This window comes from Halobacillus seohaensis, from assembly GCF_042663045.1.
GTDB lineage: Bacteria > Bacillota > Bacilli > Bacillales > Halobacillaceae > Halobacillus_A > Halobacillus_A seohaensis.
In genome coordinates this window covers 36,021-58,877 of the sequence record NZ_JBHSZV010000061.1, presented here as the reverse complement: position 1 = coordinate 58,877, position 22,857 = coordinate 36,021, and the positions used below count along the sequence as shown (strand labels likewise).

At 37.5% G+C, this 22,857-nt stretch carries 26 protein-coding genes and 1 tRNA gene; 16 read left to right on the top strand and 11 right to left on the bottom strand.

Features of this window, described 5'->3' with window-relative positions; genetic code table 11:
- Positions 1-172: 172 nt before the first annotated feature.
- From ACFQIC_RS19170 to ACFQIC_RS19160, 3 genes are read right to left on the bottom strand one after another with little or no spacing between them, the layout of a single operon-like run.
- A complete protein-coding gene (locus tag ACFQIC_RS19170; RefSeq protein ID WP_204710736.1) occupies positions 173-487 on the bottom strand; it encodes a DMT family transporter in 315 nt (104 codons plus the stop codon).
- A 2-nt stretch (positions 488-489) separates the two neighbouring features.
- A complete protein-coding gene (locus tag ACFQIC_RS19165) occupies positions 490-840 on the bottom strand; it encodes a DMT family transporter (protein ID WP_204710734.1) in 351 nt (116 codons plus the stop codon).
- An 11-nt stretch (positions 841-851) separates the two neighbouring features.
- Positions 852-1,433: a TetR/AcrR family transcriptional regulator gene (locus tag ACFQIC_RS19160; protein WP_204710732.1), complete on the bottom strand. Its 582-nt coding sequence runs from the start codon at positions 1,431-1,433 to the stop codon at positions 852-854.
- A 184-nt stretch (positions 1,434-1,617) separates the two neighbouring features.
- Here ACFQIC_RS19160 and ACFQIC_RS19155 point away from each other — a divergent pair, with 184 nt between their 5' ends.
- Positions 1,618-1,806, top strand: a complete 189-nt coding sequence (locus tag ACFQIC_RS19155; RefSeq protein WP_204710730.1) for a hypothetical protein — start codon at positions 1,618-1,620, stop codon at positions 1,804-1,806.
- A 948-nt stretch (positions 1,807-2,754) separates the two neighbouring features.
- On the opposite strand, the gene ACFQIC_RS19150 is transcribed toward ACFQIC_RS19155, so the two are convergent.
- A complete protein-coding gene (locus ACFQIC_RS19150) occupies positions 2,755-3,237 on the bottom strand; it encodes a hypothetical protein (RefSeq protein WP_204710728.1) in 483 nt (160 codons plus the stop codon).
- Positions 3,238-3,384: 147 nt separating this feature from the next.
- On the opposite strand from ACFQIC_RS19150, the gene ACFQIC_RS19145 reads away from it, so the two are divergent.
- Positions 3,385-3,786, top strand: a complete 402-nt coding sequence (locus ACFQIC_RS19145; RefSeq protein ID WP_204710727.1) for a GNAT family N-acetyltransferase — start codon at positions 3,385-3,387, stop codon at positions 3,784-3,786.
- Positions 3,787-3,866: 80 nt separating this feature from the next.
- Here the strand turns inward: ACFQIC_RS19145 and ACFQIC_RS19140 are convergent, their stop codons facing one another.
- Genes ACFQIC_RS19140 through ACFQIC_RS19130 form a run of 3 tightly spaced genes read right to left on the bottom strand, consistent with a single transcriptional unit; the run spans position 3,867 to position 5,766 of the window.
- Entirely contained in the window at positions 3,867-4,640 is a 774-nt protein-coding gene (locus ACFQIC_RS19140) for an ABC transporter permease (protein WP_204710726.1), read from the bottom strand.
- Positions 4,612-5,541, bottom strand: a complete 930-nt coding sequence (locus ACFQIC_RS19135) for an ABC transporter ATP-binding protein (RefSeq protein WP_204710725.1) — start codon at positions 5,539-5,541, stop codon at positions 4,612-4,614. Before ACFQIC_RS19135 ends, ACFQIC_RS19140 begins: the two co-directional genes overlap by 29 nt.
- A gap of 6 nt (positions 5,542-5,547) precedes the next feature.
- Positions 5,548-5,766, bottom strand: coding sequence for a PLD nuclease N-terminal domain-containing protein (locus ACFQIC_RS19130; protein WP_204710724.1), 219 nt, complete (start codon positions 5,764-5,766; stop codon positions 5,548-5,550).
- Positions 5,767-6,068: 302 nt separating this feature from the next.
- On the opposite strand from ACFQIC_RS19130, the gene trpE reads away from it, so the two are divergent.
- The 9 genes from trpE to ACFQIC_RS19085 all read left to right on the top strand — a co-directional run bounded on the left by trpE (position 6,069) and on the right by ACFQIC_RS19085 (position 14,613).
- Positions 6,069-7,580 carry an anthranilate synthase component I gene (trpE, locus tag ACFQIC_RS19125; protein WP_204710723.1) on the top strand — a complete coding sequence of 504 codons (1,512 nt, stop codon included), beginning with the start codon at positions 6,069-6,071 and terminating at the stop codon, positions 7,578-7,580.
- Positions 7,577-8,599, top strand: a complete 1,023-nt coding sequence (gene trpD / locus ACFQIC_RS19120) for an anthranilate phosphoribosyltransferase (RefSeq protein WP_204710722.1) — start codon at positions 7,577-7,579, stop codon at positions 8,597-8,599. Before trpE ends, trpD begins: the two co-directional genes overlap by 4 nt.
- A complete protein-coding gene (gene trpC, locus ACFQIC_RS19115) occupies positions 8,592-9,353 on the top strand; it encodes an indole-3-glycerol phosphate synthase TrpC (RefSeq protein WP_204710721.1) in 762 nt (253 codons plus the stop codon). Before trpD ends, trpC begins: the two co-directional genes overlap by 8 nt.
- Positions 9,350-10,009, top strand: coding sequence for a phosphoribosylanthranilate isomerase (locus tag ACFQIC_RS19110; protein ID WP_204710720.1), 660 nt, complete (start codon positions 9,350-9,352; stop codon positions 10,007-10,009). Before trpC ends, ACFQIC_RS19110 begins: the two co-directional genes overlap by 4 nt.
- Complete coding sequence (gene trpB, locus ACFQIC_RS19105) at positions 9,990-11,183, top strand: tryptophan synthase subunit beta (protein ID WP_204710718.1); 1,194 nt, start codon at positions 9,990-9,992, stop codon at positions 11,181-11,183. The genes ACFQIC_RS19110 and trpB overlap by 20 nt, the downstream gene beginning before the upstream one ends.
- A 2-nt stretch (positions 11,184-11,185) precedes the next feature.
- Entirely contained in the window at positions 11,186-11,986 is an 801-nt protein-coding gene (trpA, locus tag ACFQIC_RS19100; protein ID WP_204710716.1) for a tryptophan synthase subunit alpha, read from the top strand.
- A gap of 21 nt (positions 11,987-12,007) precedes the next feature.
- Positions 12,008-12,601 (top strand): anthranilate synthase component II, encoded by a 594-nt coding sequence (locus tag ACFQIC_RS19095; RefSeq protein ID WP_204710714.1) that lies wholly within the window; start codon positions 12,008-12,010, stop codon positions 12,599-12,601.
- A gap of 384 nt (positions 12,602-12,985) precedes the next feature.
- Positions 12,986-14,401 (top strand): sodium:solute symporter family protein, encoded by a 1,416-nt coding sequence (locus ACFQIC_RS19090; RefSeq protein WP_204710712.1) that lies wholly within the window; start codon positions 12,986-12,988, stop codon positions 14,399-14,401.
- A 139-nt stretch (positions 14,402-14,540) separates the two neighbouring features.
- A tRNA-Ala gene (locus ACFQIC_RS19085) sits at positions 14,541-14,613 on the top strand.
- 45 nt (positions 14,614-14,658) lie between these two features.
- Here the strand turns inward: ACFQIC_RS19085 and ACFQIC_RS19080 are convergent.
- Positions 14,659-15,735 carry a DUF3231 family protein gene (locus ACFQIC_RS19080; protein ID WP_390217688.1) on the bottom strand — a complete coding sequence of 359 codons (1,077 nt, stop codon included), beginning with the start codon at positions 15,733-15,735 and terminating at the stop codon, positions 14,659-14,661.
- 327 nt (positions 15,736-16,062) lie between these two features.
- Here ACFQIC_RS19080 and ACFQIC_RS19075 point away from each other — a divergent pair, with 327 nt between their 5' ends.
- Entirely contained in the window at positions 16,063-16,347 is a 285-nt protein-coding gene (locus tag ACFQIC_RS19075; protein ID WP_204710710.1) for a DUF1292 domain-containing protein, read from the top strand.
- 196 nt (positions 16,348-16,543) lie between these two features.
- Positions 16,544-17,338 (top strand): ion transporter, encoded by a 795-nt coding sequence (locus ACFQIC_RS19070; RefSeq protein WP_204710708.1) that lies wholly within the window; start codon positions 16,544-16,546, stop codon positions 17,336-17,338.
- Positions 17,339-17,571: 233 nt separating this feature from the next.
- Here ACFQIC_RS19070 and ACFQIC_RS19065 read toward each other — a convergent pair whose 3' ends face one another.
- Positions 17,572-18,147, bottom strand: a complete 576-nt coding sequence (locus tag ACFQIC_RS19065; RefSeq protein WP_204710706.1) for a hypothetical protein — start codon at positions 18,145-18,147, stop codon at positions 17,572-17,574.
- An 88-nt stretch (positions 18,148-18,235) separates the two neighbouring features.
- Complete coding sequence (locus ACFQIC_RS19060) at positions 18,236-19,000, bottom strand: BMQ_0737 family morphogenetic spore coat protein (RefSeq protein ID WP_204710704.1); 765 nt, start codon at positions 18,998-19,000, stop codon at positions 18,236-18,238.
- 199 nt (positions 19,001-19,199) lie between these two features.
- Here ACFQIC_RS19060 and ACFQIC_RS19055 point away from each other — a divergent pair, with 199 nt between their 5' ends.
- From ACFQIC_RS19055 to ACFQIC_RS19045, 3 genes are all read left to right on the top strand, one after another.
- Positions 19,200-20,291: a hypothetical protein gene (locus tag ACFQIC_RS19055; RefSeq protein WP_204710702.1), complete on the top strand. Its 1,092-nt coding sequence runs from the start codon at positions 19,200-19,202 to the stop codon at positions 20,289-20,291.
- Between the two features lie 225 nt (positions 20,292-20,516).
- Positions 20,517-21,134 (top strand): YpjP family protein, encoded by a 618-nt coding sequence (locus ACFQIC_RS19050; protein WP_204710700.1) that lies wholly within the window; start codon positions 20,517-20,519, stop codon positions 21,132-21,134.
- Positions 21,135-21,428: 294 nt separating this feature from the next.
- Positions 21,429-21,524, top strand: a complete 96-nt coding sequence (locus ACFQIC_RS19045; RefSeq protein WP_390217701.1) for a transposase — start codon at positions 21,429-21,431, stop codon at positions 21,522-21,524.
- Between the two features lie 281 nt (positions 21,525-21,805).
- Here ACFQIC_RS19045 and ACFQIC_RS19040 read toward each other — a convergent pair whose 3' ends face one another.
- On the bottom strand, positions 21,806-22,690 hold the full coding sequence (locus ACFQIC_RS19040; RefSeq protein WP_204710698.1) for a LysR family transcriptional regulator: 885 nt from the start codon (positions 22,688-22,690) through the stop codon (positions 21,806-21,808).
- Positions 22,691-22,857: the final 167 nt, after the last annotated feature.

Sequence of the window (22,857 nt, the reverse complement as noted above, 5' to 3'; positions counted from 1 at the left end):
CTTCCTTAATAAAGAAATCAATATTTTTGTAACAAAAATCAACAACAAGATTTAACACAGACTAAGTTTATAAGGTAGTGTCGTAATTTGTCTGATTTTAGGGAATATCTACCCTGATTTTACTTCCTCTATAGATATATTGCAATGGAAGTAATAGGGTTTTTTTAGAAAATCAGGACACAAGTTTTAGTCCGACTACCCCAGTAATGATACAGGTCACAAAGAATATCCTTTTCATGTTCACTTGCTCTTTGAAAAATAAAATCCCGAGAATAACCGTACCCGCTGAGCCTATTCCAGTCCATATTCCATAAGCCGTACCAATCGGTAAATCTTGAAGTGACAACGAAAGAAAATAAAAGCTCATTCCACCTGAAAGTAAGGCAAAAAGACTAGGTTTGAGTTTTTGAAATCCATCGGACAGTTTAAGAAAGAACATCCCCAACATTTCCCCCATGCCTGCTATTATTAAAAAGATCCAAGCCATGGTTATCCCTCCTGAACAGTAGGGGCAGCTTTATCGGGTGTGTTCGACATTTTTAACCCAATAACCCCGAAAATTAAAAGAACAATAAAAAAGACTTTCCCAGTGCCCGTTCCATCACCAAGAAATGTCATTCCAATAACGGCCGTTCCTGCTGCGCCTAATCCAGTGAAAATAGCGTAGCCTGTCCCGATATCGATTAAACGTAATGCCTTTGTGAATAAATAAAAACTAATTAAGATAAAAACGACGGTTACCGCAGAAATGAGAGGTCTCGAAAAACCTTCAGAAAGCTTCAAACCTACTGCCCAACCAACTTCAAAGATTGCACCTATTAATAAATATACCCATGCCATGGATGTCACTCCTAACTTTTTCCTTGTATCCCGGACCAGAAGATTTTAAAACTTGCTTTTTGACGTTCGACAAGTGTCTCGCGATCATAAAAGTTTTCCTCTAAAAATAATCCATCAATTATCGTATAAAATGTTGACGTAAGTTCACTGAGTTGAAAAGGCTGAATCTCACCATTTTCAATACCTTTTTGAAAAACTGGCCCAATCGTGCGAATGACTTCTTCTTCTGTTTTTAAGAATACCTTTTGGATCTCGCTTGCAAATTTATCAGGTGGGAAAAAGGTGAAACGTTTAAAAAATGAACCTTCAGTTGAATAAGACAGATGATCCACATAACTGATAAACACTTCTTGTAGTTGTTCTTTGATGGAACGATCTTCTGTATATTTTGTGAAACCTTCTAAATGTGTTAACTCTTTTCGAGCTACTTCATCAAGAACTCGTAAAAAGATGGCTTCTTTACTGGGAAAATGGTTGTAAAGTGATGGTTTTTTTATTCCAACCTTGTCCGCAATATCTGAAAGGCTAGTATTTTGATAACCCGAATAAGCAAAGCATTCAAGACTAGCATCGATTATTTTTTGTTCAGTCATTATGTCACCTCAAAAATTTATACTAACTAACGGTTGTTAGTGTAAATATATCACTTACACTTCATTTTGTCTAGAGGGGCGGTATATGCATCATGTTTTAATTAAATGAAGAAGGGAACTGTAAAAATAGATGCAAATATTGTCGGAACATTTAGCTGATTTTAAAAGAAGGGGATGTCCAAGGGTGAACACGTACACACTTAATCGCTATGAAGGGTCGCATGCTATTTTAATACAGCAAGACAAAATGGGTAATGAATTAATGATCCTTAAAGATCGGTTAATAGAGTTTGCAAAGCCAGGAGATATCATAGCTATTGATTTTGATCACACAGGTAATTTACGCGAAGTTAAGATTATCGTAGAGAAATAAATTTAAACTCATTTCCTATAGGTTGAATGGGATGTTGTGAGGGAATTGATTGAGACTTCAGGGAGGGGATCACCAAATTAAGTAGTTCCGATACTGTAGAGAAAATCTGAAATAACATACTAAAAAACACTATGTTTAGCACATAAATCACTGTACAAATAACAAACGAAAACACTTAATATTTAATGCCCAAGCGTTCTTGCTTATATTTTCTTGTTAAACTAAAGTCTCAGATTATGGAAGAATCAGCTTCGAGACATTCGGTGGTTTCCGTTACAAAGGATGGCGTTAGAAGGTCCGGGAAATCACTCGCTTTCCGTGGGCATGTGGTGAGCTTCCTCAGGCTACGCCTTGCGGGATCTCACCGATCATGTTCATCCCACAGGAGTCTCGCAATTTCCCGGACCTTCTTACTTTCGTGAGCAGAACGGAAGCATCGTGTAAGGTGAAGCTTTACTCTATAGCATAGGTAAGACGCATTTTCCTATGTCGGGGGTTCGTTCATTTCCATCCCTATCCCTTATACGGTAACGAACCCCCATTATCTCGGAATCGAGTCTTCAACAATTCTTCACAGACTCTACAATTACCTACTTGGTCTATAAAAATCAACATACTAATTAACATAGTAATTAGCACGTTGACAACAGCTATTTTCATTATGTTATTTGGGTTGCTAATTAGTATGCTATTTCGTAAGATTTCTCCACTGAACCGGGACTACTTATCACCAAAATCCCCTTCCTATATTTTGTGAAGACTTATTCAGTGGCTCCTATAACGTCTTGCAGGGTATTTTTGTGCATTCTCCCAAAAGAGTCGCAATTGCCAGTCTTACATAACGATGATGAAATAAGCGGGAACCTCCATTGACATATGCAACTTCATCTTAAAACGAACTACTTAGCTCGGATCTCATGGGCTCTGTAGTGATTTTTCTATTATATTTTAAATAGAATTTGCTATTTCAAGAGCTTTTTCTAAACGAACTTCTTCATCCATATTGGAATATGCGACTTGATAAATAACATTTTCTTCACCTTCATACCATTCAAAGAAGGTGGAGGCTTTTCCCTCCTCGACACCAGCGATAGCACCAGAGTCCAGCGTGATTTGCATATCAGTTTCACGGAGTGTATTTTCTGGATTATATGTCGTAGTGACCGTTACCTGGTCAGCGTTACTTGAAGAATAAAGGACTTCTGTTTCGTTTTCAACTGTACTTGCTTTGACCTCGTCAACATCAAATGGCAGTTCCGACGGTAAACCTAGAGCTTCTTGCTCGTCATTCGATAATGAGTCATCAATAGGGGTGCCAAATTTATCTGGGTAAGATTCTTTTAATGCATCGATGGAAAGGTCTTCTCCAGATGAGCACCCGGCCATTGTGCAAATAGCAAGGAATATCGTTATTCCAATTAGTTTTTTCATGTTTGTCACTCCTAATCATCTTCTTCCAGGTCATATTTTAGCATAAAATAAAAATATTTTTACAAAATGAAACGAAATAGAGTTTCAATCGTTACATATAGTGATCAGGGGACTAAAGATTACTAAATTAAAAAGGAGATTGGTAGGATGGGAGAGGCGGTAATACGATCGTTTCATGAGAATGATTTTGATACCATAAATGAACTTAATAAAAAAGAAGGATGGGATCAACTAGTAGAAAATCGAGAGGATACATTATATGCATGGATTAATTCAGAGCCTGCATTAGTCATTACTGATGACCAAGAAATTATAGGTTATTTGCGTGGGTTAACGGATGGGGTAGTTACACTCTTCATTTGTGAACTGCTCATTCGAGAGGATTACCGAGGGCAAGGGTTAGCTCAAAAATTGATAGAAGAAGCGCATAGCTGCTATCCAAGCACAAGAGTAGAAATTTTGGCTACAAGCTCCTCAGAGAGCTATTACTCTAGTCGAGGGTTTCGTCCTTTTTGTGGCTTCAGAAAATCTGCGCAACAATTTGTTTAAGAAAAATCGACCAGTCTCTTGATGAGGCTGATCGATTTTCACGTTGCCTATGATTTTCTGAATGAGATTTATTGATCGGATTAAGCTAACTCTTTGTTTTTTAATGTATAGCTAGCTGAAACAAGTAGGATCGCGATTAATATGACTGTTACTAATGCGGAGCCCCATAATTCAGTAGAAATGTTGCCGGTTTTAATCACTTCTCCGATATAAGATGGGATTAAGGAAGGAACCCACTCGATAACATGCTGAAAGACCTGACTTAAGAGGTGTAAAACAAGGAGTACAGTTACGGTTAAAAAAGCAACGAACCCTGGAACTTTTACAAGGGTGTTCATAAATATATTGACGGTGACAACAAAAGTCATCCATAAACTGTAGAAAAGCATAGCGATCAGAATATGTGTAAAAGGCAACTCCTCAAATAAAATAGATACGTAATACCAGCTTGAAATCATACCTAAGCTTACTGCTGCTAAACTCAGAAGAGAAAAACTTGCCCACTTAGCGGTGACGTATGTCGAATAACGAACGGGTTTGACGAGAATGAGTTCAGCTATACCGATTTTACGTTCTCCTGCTATTGTCCCCATAGAGATTAGAATAATGATGGCAATTCCCATCATATTAAACTGCCCGATACTCATCATCAAAATGTCAGCGGGTGGTGGTGAAGGGATATCGATAGTTGCTCCTTCAGGAAGTCCGCCGACAGAGTCTAAAATCTGAGGCATATAATAGGTTGTGAGTGGATCCATTAGACCTAGTAAGATAAATACGAGAGGAACCCAAATCCACTTGAAATTTCTCCAAGCTTCCAAATTTTCACGATTGAATACGGTCAGCCATTGCATGTTGGTTCACCACCTTCATAAATAATTCTTCTAACGACATGCTTCCTAACTCGAAATAAATGACTGGCCAATTCTTTTCAGAGAAGAGTTTCAATAATTCTGTTCGAGCTTTCTGCATATTGTCCACATATAAGTGAATCTCCTGTTTTTTCTCTTCCACCTTGTTAACAAAGGGAAGGTCAACAAGAATGTTAATGTATGTTTCCATATCTAGTGCTTCAAATCTTAAAACAACTTTATTGAGAGAGTGCTTGAGCCTGACGTCAGCAAATGAGCCAGACTCAATGATTTCCCCATCGTTCATAAGTAATAACTGATCACTTGCTTCTTCTGCGTCATTTAAAATATGTGTTGAGAAAAGTAAGGTTGTTTCTCGTTTAAGCTCTTGCATTAAATTAAGTACATCACGGCGCCCGATTGGGTCTAAAGCAGATACGGGTTCATCAAGTATCAATAACTTTGGTTGATGAATCATGGCCTGAGCAATGCCAAGGCGCTGCTTCATTCCTCCAGAATATTTACTAATACGTTTATTTTCCGCACCTTCTAATCCAACCCTTTTTAATAGAACTTCGGCTTCTTTTGTAGATCTTTTTTTAGATAGGTGGGCTAGCTGACCAACATAAACAAGAAATTCTTTCCCGCTCATCCATGTATGAAACTGAGGATGCTGGGGTAAATAACCGATTTGTTGACGGACGTCAGAAGTGGAACTGTCAGGTAGTTGGATTTTTCCATCTGTCTGACAGATTAAACCAGCCATCATGCGCAATGTGGTTGTTTTTCCAGCCCCATTTGGACCTAATAATGCAACACATTTTCCTTGTTCTAATTGAAACGAAACATCTTTAACGACTTCATGTTTACCAAATGTTTTGGTTAAGTGTTCCACGTGAATCATAGTATTCTAATCATCCTTTCCAAATATAAAGTACGCAATAGGTCCTAGAATATTAATGAAGATAATAATAAGTGCCCACATTAATTTAGGACCATTCGTGTATTCTGCCTTTACTAAGCTAACGAGAGCGGAAATGATTAGGATAAGTTGAATAATAATAATGGGAGCTAGTAAAGCTAGGTTGTCATCAAAAAATTGTGTTAATGATTGGGATAACAAAATCATAAGAATGCCTCCTTTATTATGACTTACGTTTCAGGTAATCAGATGGTTTCATTTTTAAATCTTGATTGTTGACATTATTGTCAGAATTTTATACACTGTTTGAAAGGTTAATGAGTATGAGTAGAGAATGAGATTAGATGAGTTGAGGAAAACAGGATGAGCTGAGCGAGCTAAGGGATTGCGACGGACGTAAGGAGCTGTCAGATTGCCTAAGCCAAATTCTCCTACCTTTTTCATCCACATAGTTTTACCCCCCTCACCGTCTCATTCTCCATAATGAATTATGGAGAGGTGAGCACACAATGAGTTTAACAACGAAGGAATCTTTTCTTACAAATGCTAAAGAATACCGAACGATTCCGGTTACCCAATCTTTTTATACGGATACATTGACACCGATTCACATGTATCATGCGTTACGTGATGAAGCGGTCTATATGTTAGAGAGCCAAGACCCTGAATCTCCATGGTCTAATTTCTCATTCATTGGTTTAGATCCAATGATTGATATCCAGCAACAAGATGGAACTTTTGTTATCGAAGATTTTCAAGAGAAAGAAACACGGACAGCTACAAGTTTTAAAGAGGCTTTTGAGAATACGGTAGAGCATTTACAAGTGAAACAAGCAGATGTTTCCCTTCCTTTTAAAGGAGGAGCTGTGGGTTATATTGCGTATGATGCCATTTCGGATTATGAACCTGTTCCATATGCAGAGCCAGATCATATTGATGTTTCTAATTATCATTTATTATTCTGCCAAACATTAATAGCTTATCATCATAAGACGAAAGAAACGACGATATTAACATTTGCAAGAGTTAATGATGAACAAGAAGCTGGTGATATGTACGATCAAGCAACCCAGCGTCTACAAAATGTAAGTCAACGTCTAAAGGAAAACAGCTATTTACCTGATTTGATGTTAACAGATGAAGTGACCAACCATACAGTGGATCTTGTGAGTAATTATGAAAAAGCTGATTTTAAACGAGATGTCGAGAAAATTAAAGAATACATTGTAGCAGGTGACATATTCCAAGCTGTATTATCCCAGCGCTTCCAAGCCGTTACCAAACGGAGCGGTTTTGAACTTTATCGGATACTTCGAAAAGTCAATCCGTCACCGTATATGTTTTATTTAAGGTTTAAAGATGTGGAAGTAATGGGCAGTTCTCCAGAACGATTGTTAGAGGTCCAGGACGGCGAGCTCGAAATTCACCCGATTGCTGGTACGCGAAAGAGAGGGCAAACTCCAGAAGAAGATGATGCCCTAGCCGCCGAGCTTTTAGCTGATGAAAAGGAACAAGCTGAACACCGCATGCTCGTAGATTTAGCTCGAAACGATATGGGAAGAGTTGCTGAATACGGCAGTGTGGAAGTGTTTGACTATATGACAATTGGACGTTTTTCTAAGGTTATGCACATTATCAGTAAGGTCACAGGGCAATTGAAGAAGGATGTGTCCCCAATAGATGCATTAATTTCCGCTTATCCAGCGGGAACACTTTCAGGTGCACCAAAAATTCGAGCGATGCAAATTTTACGAGAATTAGAACCAACTCCTCGTCATTTATATGGAGGAGGGGTTGTGTACCTGGGATTTGACGGCAATATTGATTCTTGCATTACTATTCGTACGATTACAAAAGTAAATGATCAAGTCTACGTGCAAGCTGGAGCAGGGATTGTTGCCGACTCTGATCCTGAATCTGAGTATCAAGAAACGCTTAATAAAGCAAGTGCTTTGAAACGCACGATTGAAATAGCTGAGCAAGCATTTGAGAAGAGCAGAGAAGGAGCCGAGACGAGATGAAACAAGTACTGAATCAAATAGTAGAAGGACAAACGTTAACCGAACAGGCAGCGTATGATGCTATGAATGAAATCATGCAAGGAAATACAACAACAGGGCAACTTATGAGCCTGTTATCTGTTATTCGTCATCGTGGTGAAACCGTAGAAGAAATGACAGGATTTGTTCGCGCAATGCGTGCCAATATGACGAAGTTAGAATTAGATGATGATAATATCGTTGATACATGTGGAACAGGTGGAGATGGCAGTTCTACTTTTAACATATCAACTGCTGTATCGGTAATTCTAGCTGCGATGGATGTCAAAGTAGCGAAACACGGTAATAGGAAAGTTTCATCTAAAAGCGGTAGTGCGGATGTATTAGAAACGTTAGGAATCCCGATTGATACTACACCTGCTGAAGGAGCAAAGGCCTTATCTGAAAAAGGAATGACCTTTTTGTTCGCTCCGAATTATCATCAGGCAATGAAGCATGCAGGACCAGCTCGACAAGAGTTAGGATTCCGTACAGTATTTAATTTACTTGGTCCGATGTCTAATCCAGCGAACGCTAAGCGTCAACTCATTGGTATTTATGATACGGCGTATGCGGAAAAGATGGCAGAAACACTAAACAAATTAGGATCTAAACACGTTCTATTAGCGACCGGCCGTGATGGACTTGACGAAATCACTATGACTGGTGTGACCGACATTGTGGAACTAAAGAATGGAAAGATTACACGTTTTACTATTACACCTGAAGATGTAGGACTGAAATCAGGAAAATTAGAAGATATTCAAATCGAAACGAGTATAGAAAGTGCAAGAATTATAGAGCAAGTTTTTAAAGGGACGGCCGATGAAAGTGCCATGACCATTGTGACAATGAATGCTGCTGCTGGATTGTATGTGGCTGGTAAAGCCGAGGATTTGACTGACGGAGTCAAGCGTGTCCAACAAGCGATTCAAGAAGGCATTGTATTTAAATACTTTACATCCATTCAGGAGGAAAAGGAGCGACGTCAGTATGCTTGATACGATTTTAGCTATAAAACAACAAGAGATAGAACGACTATACCTGCCCGAAGCAGCTGATGTTAAGAAGGTCTCCTTCGCACAGTCCCTTAAACAAACAGACCAGATCGCTGGACTGATTGCAGAAGTGAAAAAAGCCTCCCCATCAAAAGGAATTATTCGCGACGACTTTAATCACGTCATGGTCGGTAAACAATATGCCGATGCTGGTGTTCAAGCTATATCTGTTTTGACTGATCAACATTTCTTCCAGGGGCACCGTGACTTTTTAACAGATATTAAGAAGTTCGTCGATGTGCCTGTTATGCGTAAAGATTTCATTATTGATCCTTTGCAAGTGGAAGAAAGTAAGCTAATCGGAGCGGATGCCATTTTGTTAATTGGTGAAGCATTAGAACCAAAGAAGCTTCATGAGCTATACTTGCAAGCTTATGAATCAGGACTTGAGGTTCTTGTGGAAGCTCATAGTGAAGAAACGCTAGAAGGAATAGTGAAGGAGTTTACACCTGAGATCCTAGGTATTAATAATCGTAACCTTCATACGTTTGAAACGAAACTTGCCCAAACACAGCAAATGGCAAAGTTAGCTCCAAAGGAATCTTTACTTGTTTCTGAAAGTGGTATTTTTACGTATGAAGATATTCAACAAGTTGTTGCTTATGGAGCAAGTGCCGTTTTAGTTGGTGAGTCACTTATGAAACAGAACAATATTAAAAAAGCAGTGACTCAGCTAATGAACGGAGTGAACGTATGATTCATGAACCATTAGTGAAGTTGTGCGGCAACCGATCAGCAAATGACGTGGAAAAGAGTGCTTCTTCTCACGCCACCCATTTAGGGTTTATTTTTGTTCGGAAAACGAAGCGCTATGTACGACCAGAACGAGTTGGTCAATGGATTCGACGTACACGACCAAAACAAAAGCTTGTAGGAGTCTTTGTTGATCCGACGATTGAGCAGCTAGATGAAGTCCTTTCTTTTGTCTCACTAGATGTGATTCAACTTCATGGAAGTGAGACTGTTTCTAATATATTGCAAATTAAAGAGGCGTTTGGTTTACCTGTTTGGAAAGTCGTACACCATCAAGATGGTGCGGTTCATCAAATGGAGCTTTTTAAGGGAGTAACGGACGGATATGTAATTGATTCTAAGGTTGAAGGAACTCATGGTGGAACAGGTGTGAGTTTTGATTGGAGTACGGTCGAGGATTACGTAAAAATTGCGAACGATCAAAATGTGTCCTGCTTTATTGCAGGGGGGATAAACCCGGGGAATGTGGCGCAACTGCTTGCTCACGAACCGGAAGGCATTGATATCTCGAGTGGAATTGAGACTAATCATCAAAAAGATATATATAAAATTCAAGCAATCATGAAAGAGGTGGACCGGCATGTTACAAGTTTTTCCTGATGTTAAAGGACGATTTGGCGATTTTGGTGGCAAGTATGTTCCAGAAACGCTAATGGGTCCTCTGCAAGAACTAGAAGAATCATTAGATCAAGCAATGAATGATCAAGCTTTTCTAGACGAATATCACCATGTATTAAAAGAATATGCGGGCCGTCCGACCTCATTAAGTTATGCTGACAAACTAAGTGATTACCTTGGTGGAGCAAAGATTTATTTAAAAAGGGAAGACTTAAATCATACAGGGGCCCATAAGCTGAATAATGCGGTTGGCCAAGGACTGCTAGCCAAACGTATGGGCAAGAAGAAAATCATTGCTGAAACAGGAGCAGGTCAACACGGAGTAGCTTCAGCAACAGTGGCAGCGAAGTTCGGGCTTGAGTGTAAAGTGTTTATGGGGGAAGAGGATATTCGCCGTCAGGAACTAAACGTATTCCGTATGAAGCTTTTAGGAGCTGAAGTGATTTCAGTTTCAAGCGGAAATGGAACTCTGAAAGATGCCACGAACGAAGCGATCCGTTACTGGGTAGCAAATTGCGAAGATCATTTTTATTTAATTGGTTCTGTCGTCGGACCTCATCCTTATCCTAGGATGGTTCGTGATTTTCAGCGTGTTATTGGTGATGAATCAAAGAAACAATTTTTAGAAGTAGAAGATGAACTTCCTGATCGAATTTTTGCCTGTGTTGGTGGAGGTAGTAATGCAATGGGAATCTTTTATCCATTTTTAGAGGATTCTTCAGAGCTAATCGGTATAGAGGCGGCTGGAAAAGGGATTGATACTCCAGAGCATGCAGCGACTTTAACTAAAGGAACGCCAGGGGTTATTCATGGGTCAATGACTTATCTGATGCAGGACAAAAATGGTCAAATTACTGAGCCATATTCTATTTCAGCTGGACTTGATTACCCAGGGATTGGACCAGAGCACGCTCATCTTTTCCAATCGAAACAAGTTCGCTATGAGTCAATCACAGATAAAGAAGCTTTAGATGCATTAAAGCTTTTAACTGAAAAAGAAGGTATAATTCCTGCAATTGAGAGCGCCCATGCCCTAGCTCAGGCTTATAAAGAAGCAAAAGAAATGTCACCTGATGAAACAATACTTATTAATTTATCAGGACGAGGCGATAAAGATATGGCTACATTAATGGAACATTTTCAGGAGGAGGTCTAACTATGCTTACTCAAACAGCCTTTCAAGGAAAATTAACTAAAACAAAAGACTTGTTTATTCCGTTTGTCGTAGCAGGCGATCCAACTCCAGAATTAACCGTGCAATTTGCGTTGCAACTACAAAAAGCTGGTGCCGATATTCTTGAACTTGGTGTGCCGTATTCTGATCCGCTAGCGGACGGTCCAACAATTCAACGGGCCGCGCAACGCGCATTGAAAAAGGATATGTCACTTACTAAAGCGATTGAACTCGTACCGAAATTACGTGAAGCGGGCTTGGAAATCCCTGTAGTTATTTTTACGTACTACAATCCTGTTGTACAACTAGGTTATGATCGTTTTTTTGAAATGTTAGAGGAAAACGGAGCGGAAGGCGTATTGATACCTGACCTTCCATATGAAGAAAGTGAAGATATTCGTCAACTAGCAGACGAAAAAGATGTGGAGTTCATCTCTCTTGTGGCCCCAAACTCTGAAGAACGCATTAAGAGAATCGCCGAGCATGCTAAAGGGTTTATTTATTGTGTGTCGACGTTAGGTGTCACTGGAGAGCGAAATGATATGTCAGCTGAAACCTTATCCTTTATCAAAAAGGTTAAAGAGCACAGTAACGTACCCGTCGCGGTTGGATTTGGAATTTCTTCTAATGAACACGTGCAACTCGTGCGTGAACATGCGGATGGTGTCATTATAGGAAGTAAAATTATTCGATTGATTGAAAGTGAACTCGAAGCTTTAGAAAATGGTAGAGAAGCTGAAGCACTTGAACGCTTTTATAAAGAGATTCATGAATTAGTAAAGTGAGTCTAGAGGAGCTGAGTAAATTTGATTTACATGATCGATCATTACGATTCGTTCACATATAACCTTGTGCAATATTTAGGAGAGCTTGGAGAAGAAGTCGTCGTAAGAAGAAATGATGAAGTTACATTTAAAGATATTGATCAATTACAACCAGACTTACTTTTCCTATCTCCGGGACCCTGTTCCCCGGATGAAACAGGAATTACCTTGGATGTTATTGACCATTACAAAAACACGATACCGATTTTTGGCGTTTGTTTAGGACACCAGGCGATCGCTCAAGTTTTTGGAGGAAAAGTTGTCCGTGCTGACCGACTGATGCATGGGAAAAGCTCCGAAATATTTCATGATGGTCGCTCGGTTTACACAGATCTAAACAATCCTATGGAAGCGATGCGCTACCATTCTTTGATCGTTGATAAAGATGATATTCCTGATTGTTTTGAAATCACAGCAGCTACTGTTGAAGGGGAGATAATGGGGATTCGACACCTAGATTATCCAATAGAAGGGGTACAGTTTCACCCGGAATCCATTGGAACAAATGACGGCATTATGCTGTTGAAAAATTTAATTGACCAAGTGAAGGAAAAAGAAGAGTCTGTACCAGAATAAAAGCAATGCCTATTATGAAATCTCTTTAAAAGTGAGATTTCATAGTAGGCATTTTTTATATTTTAGTATAGGTATTTAGTCTTATTTTATATATATGAAAAATTCCTTAATTAATAATCTTATTTGAATTTTCGTAATAGTGATCCAATTTTTCAAGCCATGAGGTCAAAGTTCTGACAATATATTGTTAATAAATTCCATGGATTTTAGAGAGGAAATTTCTTTTGAAAAGTATAAGAAACCTCATTTTCACAATTTTTGAAAGTATGTTAGTTTAATAAACGTTGTGTTTACAGAGCTCGTATAACACGTTGAGAGAAGTGGATAATAGTCTATAGACAACTTATCATCCAATATATGAAAATCAGGAGCTGAAAATTAGTAATGGAATTACAACATGATCCAACTTTACTATGGTATATCGGTCTTTACGCAGTTGTAATGATCGTAATCGGAATTGTTATGGCGAAGAAAGTGTCAGGAAGTGAAGACTTCGTCCTAGCGGGAAAAAGTTTAGGCCCTTTTGTATTAATGGGAACCCTTTTAGCAACATGGACAGGTAGTGGGAGTATTTCCGGAGGGGAAACTTCTATGGCTTTCAGTTATGGAATATGGCCATCTTTAATGTTAATGGTTCCAACATTAGTGGGGATTACTATTCTATATATTGTCGCACCAAAAATACGTGCTTTTGGTAAATATACAGTTTCAGGTATTCTTGAGGCAAAATATGGTCGTAAATCGCGTAACATAGCTAGTGTTATCATTATTCTTGCTTATGTGGGGATTGTATCTTATCAAATGCAAGGTCTCGGATTTATTTTAAATTTAACAACAGGCATGAGTGTTGAAGTTGGTACTATAATTGGTGCTGTTATGATTATCTTCCTAGCTATGATTGGTGGACTTCGTTCCGTTTCACAAACCGATGCCATTAGTGGATTTTTAATGGTCGGTGGATTAATTATTACTGTGCCAACAATTATTGCAGTAGCTGGTGGCTGGGGAGATGTCATTGCTAACGTACCAGAATCCCATATGACATCCACAGGAGGACTTTCCACTATCCAATTAATGGGCTTTTTACTTCCCTCTTTATTTTTACTATTAGGTGACCAAAACATGTATCAACGTTTGGCATCTTCTAAAGGAGATAGCTCAGCTAAAAAAGCCCAAATTGGTTGGCTAATCGCAATGATTATTATATCTCCAGCCATTTCAATTATTGCATTCACATCACGTTCCATGTTTCCTGATATCGATCCAGGTATGGCATTGATGGCTACTACGCTAGCACTGCCAACAATTGTAGGAGGAGTTCTACTTGCAGCTGCAGCTTCTTTTATTATTACAACAGGGAATTCGTATTTACTATCAGCGGCAACAAACTTAACGTATGATATTTACGGAAACTACATTAATAAAGAAGCCTCTGATAAAAAACTGTTAAGTATGACGAGAATTTATATTGTAGCTCTTGGAGTATTTGCCTTTCTATTGATTAGGTATTTCCCAACCGTATTGAGCGTACAAATGTATGCTTACACTGTTTACGGAGCTGGTTTAACACCAGCATTGCTCGCTGTTTTCTTCTGGAAACGTGTGAATCCAATCGGTGGTATTTCTTCTATGGTTGCAGGGGTAGTGACCACGTTAACTTGGGAAATACTACTGCAAAAACCTTTTGAAATCAATAGTTCTGTAATTGCTGTACCCGTTGCGATTATCGTTTTGATTGTTGTTACTTTAGTGACTACTAATAACAATACATCGGGTGGACCGTCAACTGTTAAAGCGTAAACTAAAATATAAAATCCCCTGGAATTAATTCTAGGGGATTTTATAATATATTTTTAAAAAAATGTTTTCTTTATACTGAAAAGCTATTGAACAGAATGATAAATAAGGATATAATAGTCTTTGTCGGAAAATAATATATGGGGCATTAGCTCAGCTGGGAGAGCGCTTGTCTGGCAGACAAGAGGTCAGCGGTTCGAGCCCGCTATGCTCCACTCTTAAAACCCTTGGTAATCAAGGGTTTTTTATTGTTTATAGGGTCACTCCACAGGTTTACCTCCAGAAGAATGTTTCGAAAGCTTGATTCGGTCGGCTGCTGTTGGAGGTTCTTCTAACCATCCGTTACCAATTGTAAGGTTTATTCCTTCATTTGCATATTTACCTATATCTGCTGTAAGAGTGGCTATTTGAGCATGTAAATCATGTCTCATAATTTTAGAAATGGCTAATCCATAATTTGAAAGGCCAATCGTATTTGCTAATGATGTATGATAAAGCATTAACTTATCAGAAAATGGTGGGATAGTAGAATCGGTAATATGGGCATCCATAAGATTTGGAGTAGGGAGATCTTCACTTATAAGAAATGTTCCCAATTCCTTGATTTGCTTGTCTGCTACTTTAACTCCTTGTTGGAAATAATTACGTAATTTATCAGACGATGCAACCTGGCTAAATCCTAGCATCAATGATTTACCTAATACGTTTGTATTTATATTGACTTGTAAATGTTTAATTTCCAATGCGATTAACGGTCTAGACTTACCTGCTATTACTGAAATAAATGATTCCTTTTCTATAAAATCAACTTTTCTCGGATAGGGGATCTCGGGTGCTGAAATTTGTATCCCCTTAGAAAGCAACAAATGCAATCCTTTTTCATAGATAATAACTGAATCGTTTAAACTTGTTTTAAAGTATTCGACTACATCTTGTCGTGTTGTTGTTGAAAGAGCATCTCCGTAAGTTAATAGAGCAGCTCTGGACATCTGTGTGATGTAATAAAGCATGAAAATGTCACTAAATAAACGTGGTGCGTCTTTTCGAATGTCCTGGTCTCCAAACCCGACCGGTAATGGTATATTTTCTTTTGAATAAAATTCTTTTAGGGTATTTAAATGTTTTTCTGAGATATTTAATGAGAATTTAATAAATTCTTTAATTTCTTCATCTTTAACGACTTGAAGATGATGTTTAAAAACACAACAAAACAAAGAATCCCCCAGGTAATTGGAAAATAGATCGCCTAACTCCGAGGCGTTTAATTTTTTGTTATGTTGATGCTCTTTAAGTTGTTTAGCCGTATTCAGGTCTTCCTTTTGTGAATTTGTTTCCACTCGTGAACCCTCCTCAAAGACATTGATAAAAATATTATGTGTAAATAAAGAAAATGTATTTATTGTTTCTCTTTTTAGATTCTTGATATGATGAATTTAATGGAGAGTTGGTGATAATTTACTTAGAAGAGCATAAAAAGGACGATCAATGAAAAAAATAGGTTATGAGAGGTTAGATCTGCACAATATATCAACTTATCAGTGGATCGTGCATCCAAACACCATTGAATGGAAAAACGTCTTAAAGTTTCTTTCCATATTGGAAGGTTTTTGTTTAACTAACATAAGAAAGCAATTTGGACTTAAAATCAAGAAGGAGGAAACAGCATGGCATTAGAGAAAGAAGAACGTATAACTATCCCTGATGAAAACGGGGATGAACACTTATTTGAAGTACTGTTCACATTTGATGTAGAACAAACGGAGTCAACCTATATTGCAGTAAGTCCTGCAGAACCTAGTGAAGACGAGGATGTAGAAGTATTCACTTTCCGTTATGAAGAAAAAGCGGATGAAGGGGAAGATCTTGCGTTATATCAGATCGAATCTGATGAAGAGTGGGAATTGGTTGATGAAAAGCTTAATGCTTTAATAGATCAGGATTTAAATTAATTGTTAGAAACCAAGCTTGCGGCTTTTGAGTCGCAAGCTTTTATTATTTTCGAAAAAATTTTAGCAAGAAAGTTTTTTAACAAGTAGTCTATGTGCTTCACGTTAAGACGGAGTGGTATTTATGAAGCCAACAAAGGCGATCCTGTGTTATTATAACTTGTGGAGAGTCACTTAATAAGGAGTGGAAAAAATAGAAATGAAGCTACGAACATTTATTGAACATCGCCTATTTTCCAAATTTATTTTGGCGATTATTTTGGTGAACGCAGTTCTAATAGGATTAGGAACTGATTCATCTATATATGCAAACTATGAATCTATTTTTATTGCAACAGATATTTTGATATTAGCTATCTTTACAATTGAGATCATCTTAAAGTTAATCGTTTATCGTCAAAAGTTCTTTAATAATGGATGGAATGTATTCGATTTTGTTATTGTATTTGGAAGTCTGGTTTTATATAACACACATTTGGTCAGCGTTTTAAGGATTTTGCGAGTGTTGCGAGTTTTGAGAACCATCTCGATTATCCCCTCCTTGAGAAGGTTAACATCGGCTTTGTTTATGGCAATTCCAGCTATTGGATCAGTTACGATTCTTATGGGAATTATTTTTTATGTTTATTCTGTGATTGGAACAAGCTTCTTTGGTGATATTGCTCCAGAATTCTTCGGGAATGTTGGCTTGAGTGCCTTGACGCTATTCCAAGTTTTCACTTTGGAAAGTTGGGCGAGTGGAATATTCCGGCCAATCTTCACTGAAGTTGTCTGGTCATGGTTGTATTTTGTGTCATTTATTATTGTTTCAACGTTCATTATTTTAAATTTAATTGTTGGTGAAATCGTAAATAATGCACAGGAACTATCTGAGCATTCCGAGGAAGAAAGCAAGGATATGCAAAGAATAATGAAAGACCTAGATGAATTAAAGCAAATGATAAAGGATAAGGAAAAGAAAACTGAAAAAGAGGATGAAGGGAGAACGGGGTAATCCTCGTTTTTTTCGTGATCAAGGCAATGTGTGGGGTCAAAAATACTAACAGCTTTTTGTTAGAAAAAGTTGGGTGGTAAAAATCTATAACTTTAGTTTAAGAAAAAAGGTTCCTGGCGAGTGAGGCGCTAGGAACCTTTTCTCCTACCATACATAGTATGGAGGTAAATTGAATCTAACTTTTTTATAATGTCGTGGTACGTTCATAGGTTTTCCTGATAAATGGGAATGCGTTAAACATTCAAAGTTATTTTATTGAGCGGTGCCAAACCATTTTCTAATTCTTCCCCGTACACAAACCCTTCTAATTTGAATTTGCGGTCTATTTTTTCTTTATTTAGTTTGATTTGGAAATTTGTGAAGCTTAGTAATTCTCCAGGTTCGAGAAATGTAGTACTTAATGGTTCCAACCAATACTCTCCAGTTTTCTCCGCGATCTCTTTTCCTTCTTCTTCATTAATATAATTCCACGTTTCGGCGGGAACAGGACTGTAATCCTGATCAATGATTTGTTCTGACCCAATTTTAGCGGTCAATGAAAAAGCATCAATCGGTTGAAATCGCAAGCAAATAAGTGGATCAGTCAATACAGCTGTACCGTTATTCTTTATGACAAAGCTGCCAATAATTATCGGGTCTTTCCTATCTTCATTTGGAAGAATAACGTTATATGAAAAAAAGGATGTGATATCTAAGCGATTTGACTCTTGGGACCTTTCTTTTATTTCCTGCATTTCTTTGTACGCAGCAATTAATGCATCTTTTAAAACGACCAGCTTTTGTTCAATCTCATGTAATTGGCGACTCAATAAAATCCCTCCCTCTATGCCACAAATATATGCTTTTCCTCGCCAAATATGTAAGAAGTGCAGGCTTCAACGCCTACACTAACCTAGATTAATCTTCTCCGTTATTGTTCCACATTGGGAAGTCATAATCGCTTTCGTCTGCGGAAGCATCAAAGTTATTGTTGTCGTGTTTGTCATGACATCGGCGTCTGCGTTTTTTATCACGGTGGTTAGGGAAAATTTCTGGACATTGTTCTGGGAACCTAGCTCTACGACAAGCTGCTGATGGAACAGGAATCAAATCACGTGGCTCACAGAATTTCGCAAACACTTCTAGTTTTACTTCGGTCTCTGCTTGAACACTTTGACAAACGTTCACTATTAAATCACCTGTAACAGTAGCACCCACCGTTGTTAAAGTAAGATTAAAAACATCACAAGTCGATGAAGGGAGAATATCGCAAACTACTTCAATATCATCTGGTCGACATAAGAGTACTTGTTCAGGAATTAAGTTTACCGTAGCCGTAGCAGTAAATTCTGGCATTGTAGTACCTGTTACTACGTAAGTCACCTCTACCTCCAAAGTTTTCATAATAGTTACTAATTGTAATTCAATTTCTTTGCCATTCGGTAACTCAACGTCCATATCAACTGAATCATCTGCAGCAAAACACTCGGTATCAGTACCATTTTCTTGAAGAATTTCACAACCTATGACTGTTAAATCCGAACCTGCTACAGGTGTTTCACCAATCGAATCAAATGCTAGCCCCGTAAATGTTTGAGCCTTATTTAAAATAACCCAATCATACACTTTCTCCGCAACGATACACTCTTTGCGAAACCCGTGAAACTTATTGCTCTTGCTCATATAATATTTCCAACCTTCCATTATTTTTATTTGTGTTACATTACATACTATGACTGACGCTTTTGATGGTTCTAGTGAACTAGCGTATATAATAGAAAATTAGTCATTTGCCCTTGTATTTTTAGTGGAAGGCTGTTGAACCAAATATTTTTTAACGCATACACATATATATTCAGACTTTTAGAAAGGACTTGTTATTATGGGAGACAGTTCATTTAGTATGGAGAAAGTGGGTTATTTAGGTTCAAGTCAAACAGAGGTAGATATTGTTGCCCTTGTAAAAAAAATGAATGAGTTTATTGGGCAGCAACGGGAGTACGTTTATCAGACGGATGCTTCTGAAGAGCAACTGGGCAGGCTAGAACAACAGGCAGTAGTAATATATCAGATCTTAGCTTCTCTTCAAATCAAACATCGAACAATAGAACCGACAATAAACAGAGAAGAAAAAGAAATTGTCCAACTGACAGAAGGTCTAGCCGAAGAGTCTCTAGTCTTTAAGGAAAGTAGCAATAAGGTTGATGTAAGAAATGACTCGACACTAGAGTTAAAAACAATGCTTGATAAACATGCTGAAAAGGCTGAAGAAAGACTTAAAGACTTTTCGGCTCAAATTGACCGTTTAGAGTTGTTAGAACAAAAGATAGAGAAACTATTCACACGACAAAAAGGTACAGATCACAAGAATAAAAATCCATTAAAAGAATGGATAGAAGAAGGAAATGACTCTTCTGAACCGATAGATGAAGATCATTGGTTTAGTAATTTGAGTGAATCGTCAACCGTATATGAGATGGCAAGTGAGGATGAATTGCCTATAGATGAGGAGCATTGGTTTAGTAATTTCAGCGAGTCGTCAGCCGTATATGAGATGGATGATGAAGATGAATTTCCAGAAGTAGAACATGATGAAAGTGTAGATATCGAGGAAGATGATGATCAATCATTTCCATTTTCAATAGAAGAAGAAGATGATGATGAAGGTTGGTTTGCAAATTCCATAAATATGTCCAATCAATCTAAATATCTACTAAGCCTTAACACTTCAAGTAAGAAAACTAAAAAGAATAAACCTTCTATTCAACGAGAAAAGGATATCCCTATAAAACGTGAAAAGGCGAATACAACTAACATTTCTGAATCTGAGCAGAGTGTTCATCCCCCAGTAACCTCAATTAGCGAAAAATTATCAACCGCGCAACCCAAAACAGAAGAGGTGACTTCTCAGGAAACTAAAAATGATACGGACAACAAAGTCGTTTCCTTTTTTAAAAAATTGTCCCAAATATAAAAAAGTTCTCCTATAGATCCAGTCTAAGTATTTTTCTAATAAGTACGTGGAGATATAAATGAAAATCAATTTAGAAGCTGTAAGGGGGAACGTCCTTTACGGCTTCTTAAATGTGATAATTTTGAATCATTTTTTTAATTGCATGAAAAAGATAACGGACGAATATAGACATATTCCTCAAAAGTGGTAGAATTTAAGTAGAGTACATATGAGGGAGCTATTTCTATGAAACTTTGGATAAGAAAAATATTCGTTGTATTTATTGCCATTATGACTTTAGGAATGTATATTCCGCCGAACTATTTAGAGACAGATGCGGCAGAAAATAAGGAAGTTTCTTCAAAAGAAGGTTCAAAGCCTGTTACCTTGAGTAATACTGAAGATGCCGCTCCAACTGAAACGATTGAGGCTTCTCTTCCTCATGAAGATTTTCAATCCAATGATTCTTTCAAGCAGACAATAACCGAACAAGCAAAAGATCAAATGGTTACTAAAATGGGACCGAGAATTATAGAGAAAGTGGAAGATGACTTTCAGACAGACATTTTACCGAAAATGGAAGAAGTTATTGAGACGCTTTTAGCAGAAGCGGGAGAAGAGAAAGCACCTTATTATGAGATTACTGAACAAATGACATCAGGATATGGTGAAAAGATTTTTAATATGTATGATTATCGGACAAAACAAGAAGTAGCTAGATTTGATGTTCGACGGGACAACCGTCCTGGAGAAGGGTATTGGTTTAATTTTCACTATCACTTGAGTAAAGATAATTTTGAAAAACATCACATGATTGGTGAAATATATTGGGACAAGAACACTCCTCCTAAGTGGATGTCATAATCAAATATTATCGATAAAGAGCGTCCTTTTATTTCGGTATTACCGGAGTAAAAGGACGTTTTTTTCTTGAGAATAGACTGTATAAGTTCGGCTCTATATCATGGAGTTGTCGGTGATTAAAGACAGGAACGTTCAAAGAAAGCGATCCTATCATGGCGAGAGCTGGATTAAAAACTTGTTTAGAAGAAATGATAAACGTCAGAAATAGAGTCATTTAAACGCGTTAGAAAACCATTTGAACGATGGAAGACAGAAATATTACAAGCCATTATGTATCCGTTTAAAAATGGATGAATTGAAGGTGTCAATAACACAATTAAAGTATTAAAACGCAACTATTACGGGCTTAAGAGCTATGAACGCTTAAAGAATAAGGTTTTATGGCAATAAGAAATGAAGAACTTAGGATTTTGATCATTGTTGTTTTGGATAGATAAATGTTTGAGGAAACCATTTAACAAGCAGCCTGAATACACGTAGACTCCTGTGGGAACAGTGGCTCAGTCACCCGCGGAAAGCGAAGTGTATTCAGGCTACGGTGGGATAAGTGTAACAAACTATGCGAAAGTAGCTAAATCAAAAGGGTGATGGAGATCATTCTCCACCACCATATTTGACAGAGAACCATAAGCTCTAGAAAAGGTGTTTTGTATCCATAACTATACATCTTACTAGTGTTCAATGACCTCTGTTGACATAGAGATAAATTCTCGAACACTGAAAGGTAAATACATGTTCTTCTTCCATACCATTGCTAACTCCAGGTTAATATTAGAATTAGTTAAAGGAATAGCTTTGACTTCTGGAGTGTTAATCTTATAACAAATTTTACTTGGTAATAATGCTACTCCTAACTTTGCCTCTACCATTTCAATCATGAAGTCTTTTTGGGAGCTTTGACAGACAATTTTGGGTTCAAAGCCTTTGGAAGCACACTCTTCTATAATTCGGTCATAAAGTGTAAAATCTTCTCGATATAAAATGAAAGGTTCCTTCTCTAGTTTTGCTAGATCGATTGATTTTTCACTTGCCAAAGGGTTTTCGCTGTGAACGATCATCATTAAAGGGTCTTTTATTACCCTGACTAATTCAAAATTTTCCTTCTTAATTGGAATATTGCAAATGAGGCCAATATCCAGTGATCCATCTTCTACCCCGCGCTTTATTTCTTTAGAGCCAACCTCTGTTAGATTGATTTCAATTAAGGGATATAGATCTTTAAATCGACTGATAAGGTTGGAGAAGAATGCTGCTCCAATAATCGGAGGTATACCGATTTTAATTTCACCTTTTTTTAATTCCATAATATCTGTAAGTTCTAACGTTAAGTTATCGAATGCTTTCAGTACATTCTTTGCATTGGCTAAGACAGCTTTCCCTGCATCCGTTAACTCTAAATGTTTCGATCGATAAAATAGTGGAACACCTAATTCTTCTTCTAAGTTTTTAATCACCTTACTTATAGATGGCTGTGAAACGTGTAATGTAGAGGCTGCTTTCGTAAAACTTAATTGTCTAGCAACTTCAGAGAAATATTCTAAATGTCGAATATCCATAGTACTCCTCCTGTTTTCATCTGAAATATACAGTTATAACCAAATGGAATAAGTAACATTCTAAATATGTATTTTTTATGTCTAGAGTTTTATTATAGTATAAGAAGTAAGAAACTGACAGTCTAGTGAAGATAATTTTGAAAGGGTTTTCAAATGGTTGGATGTTA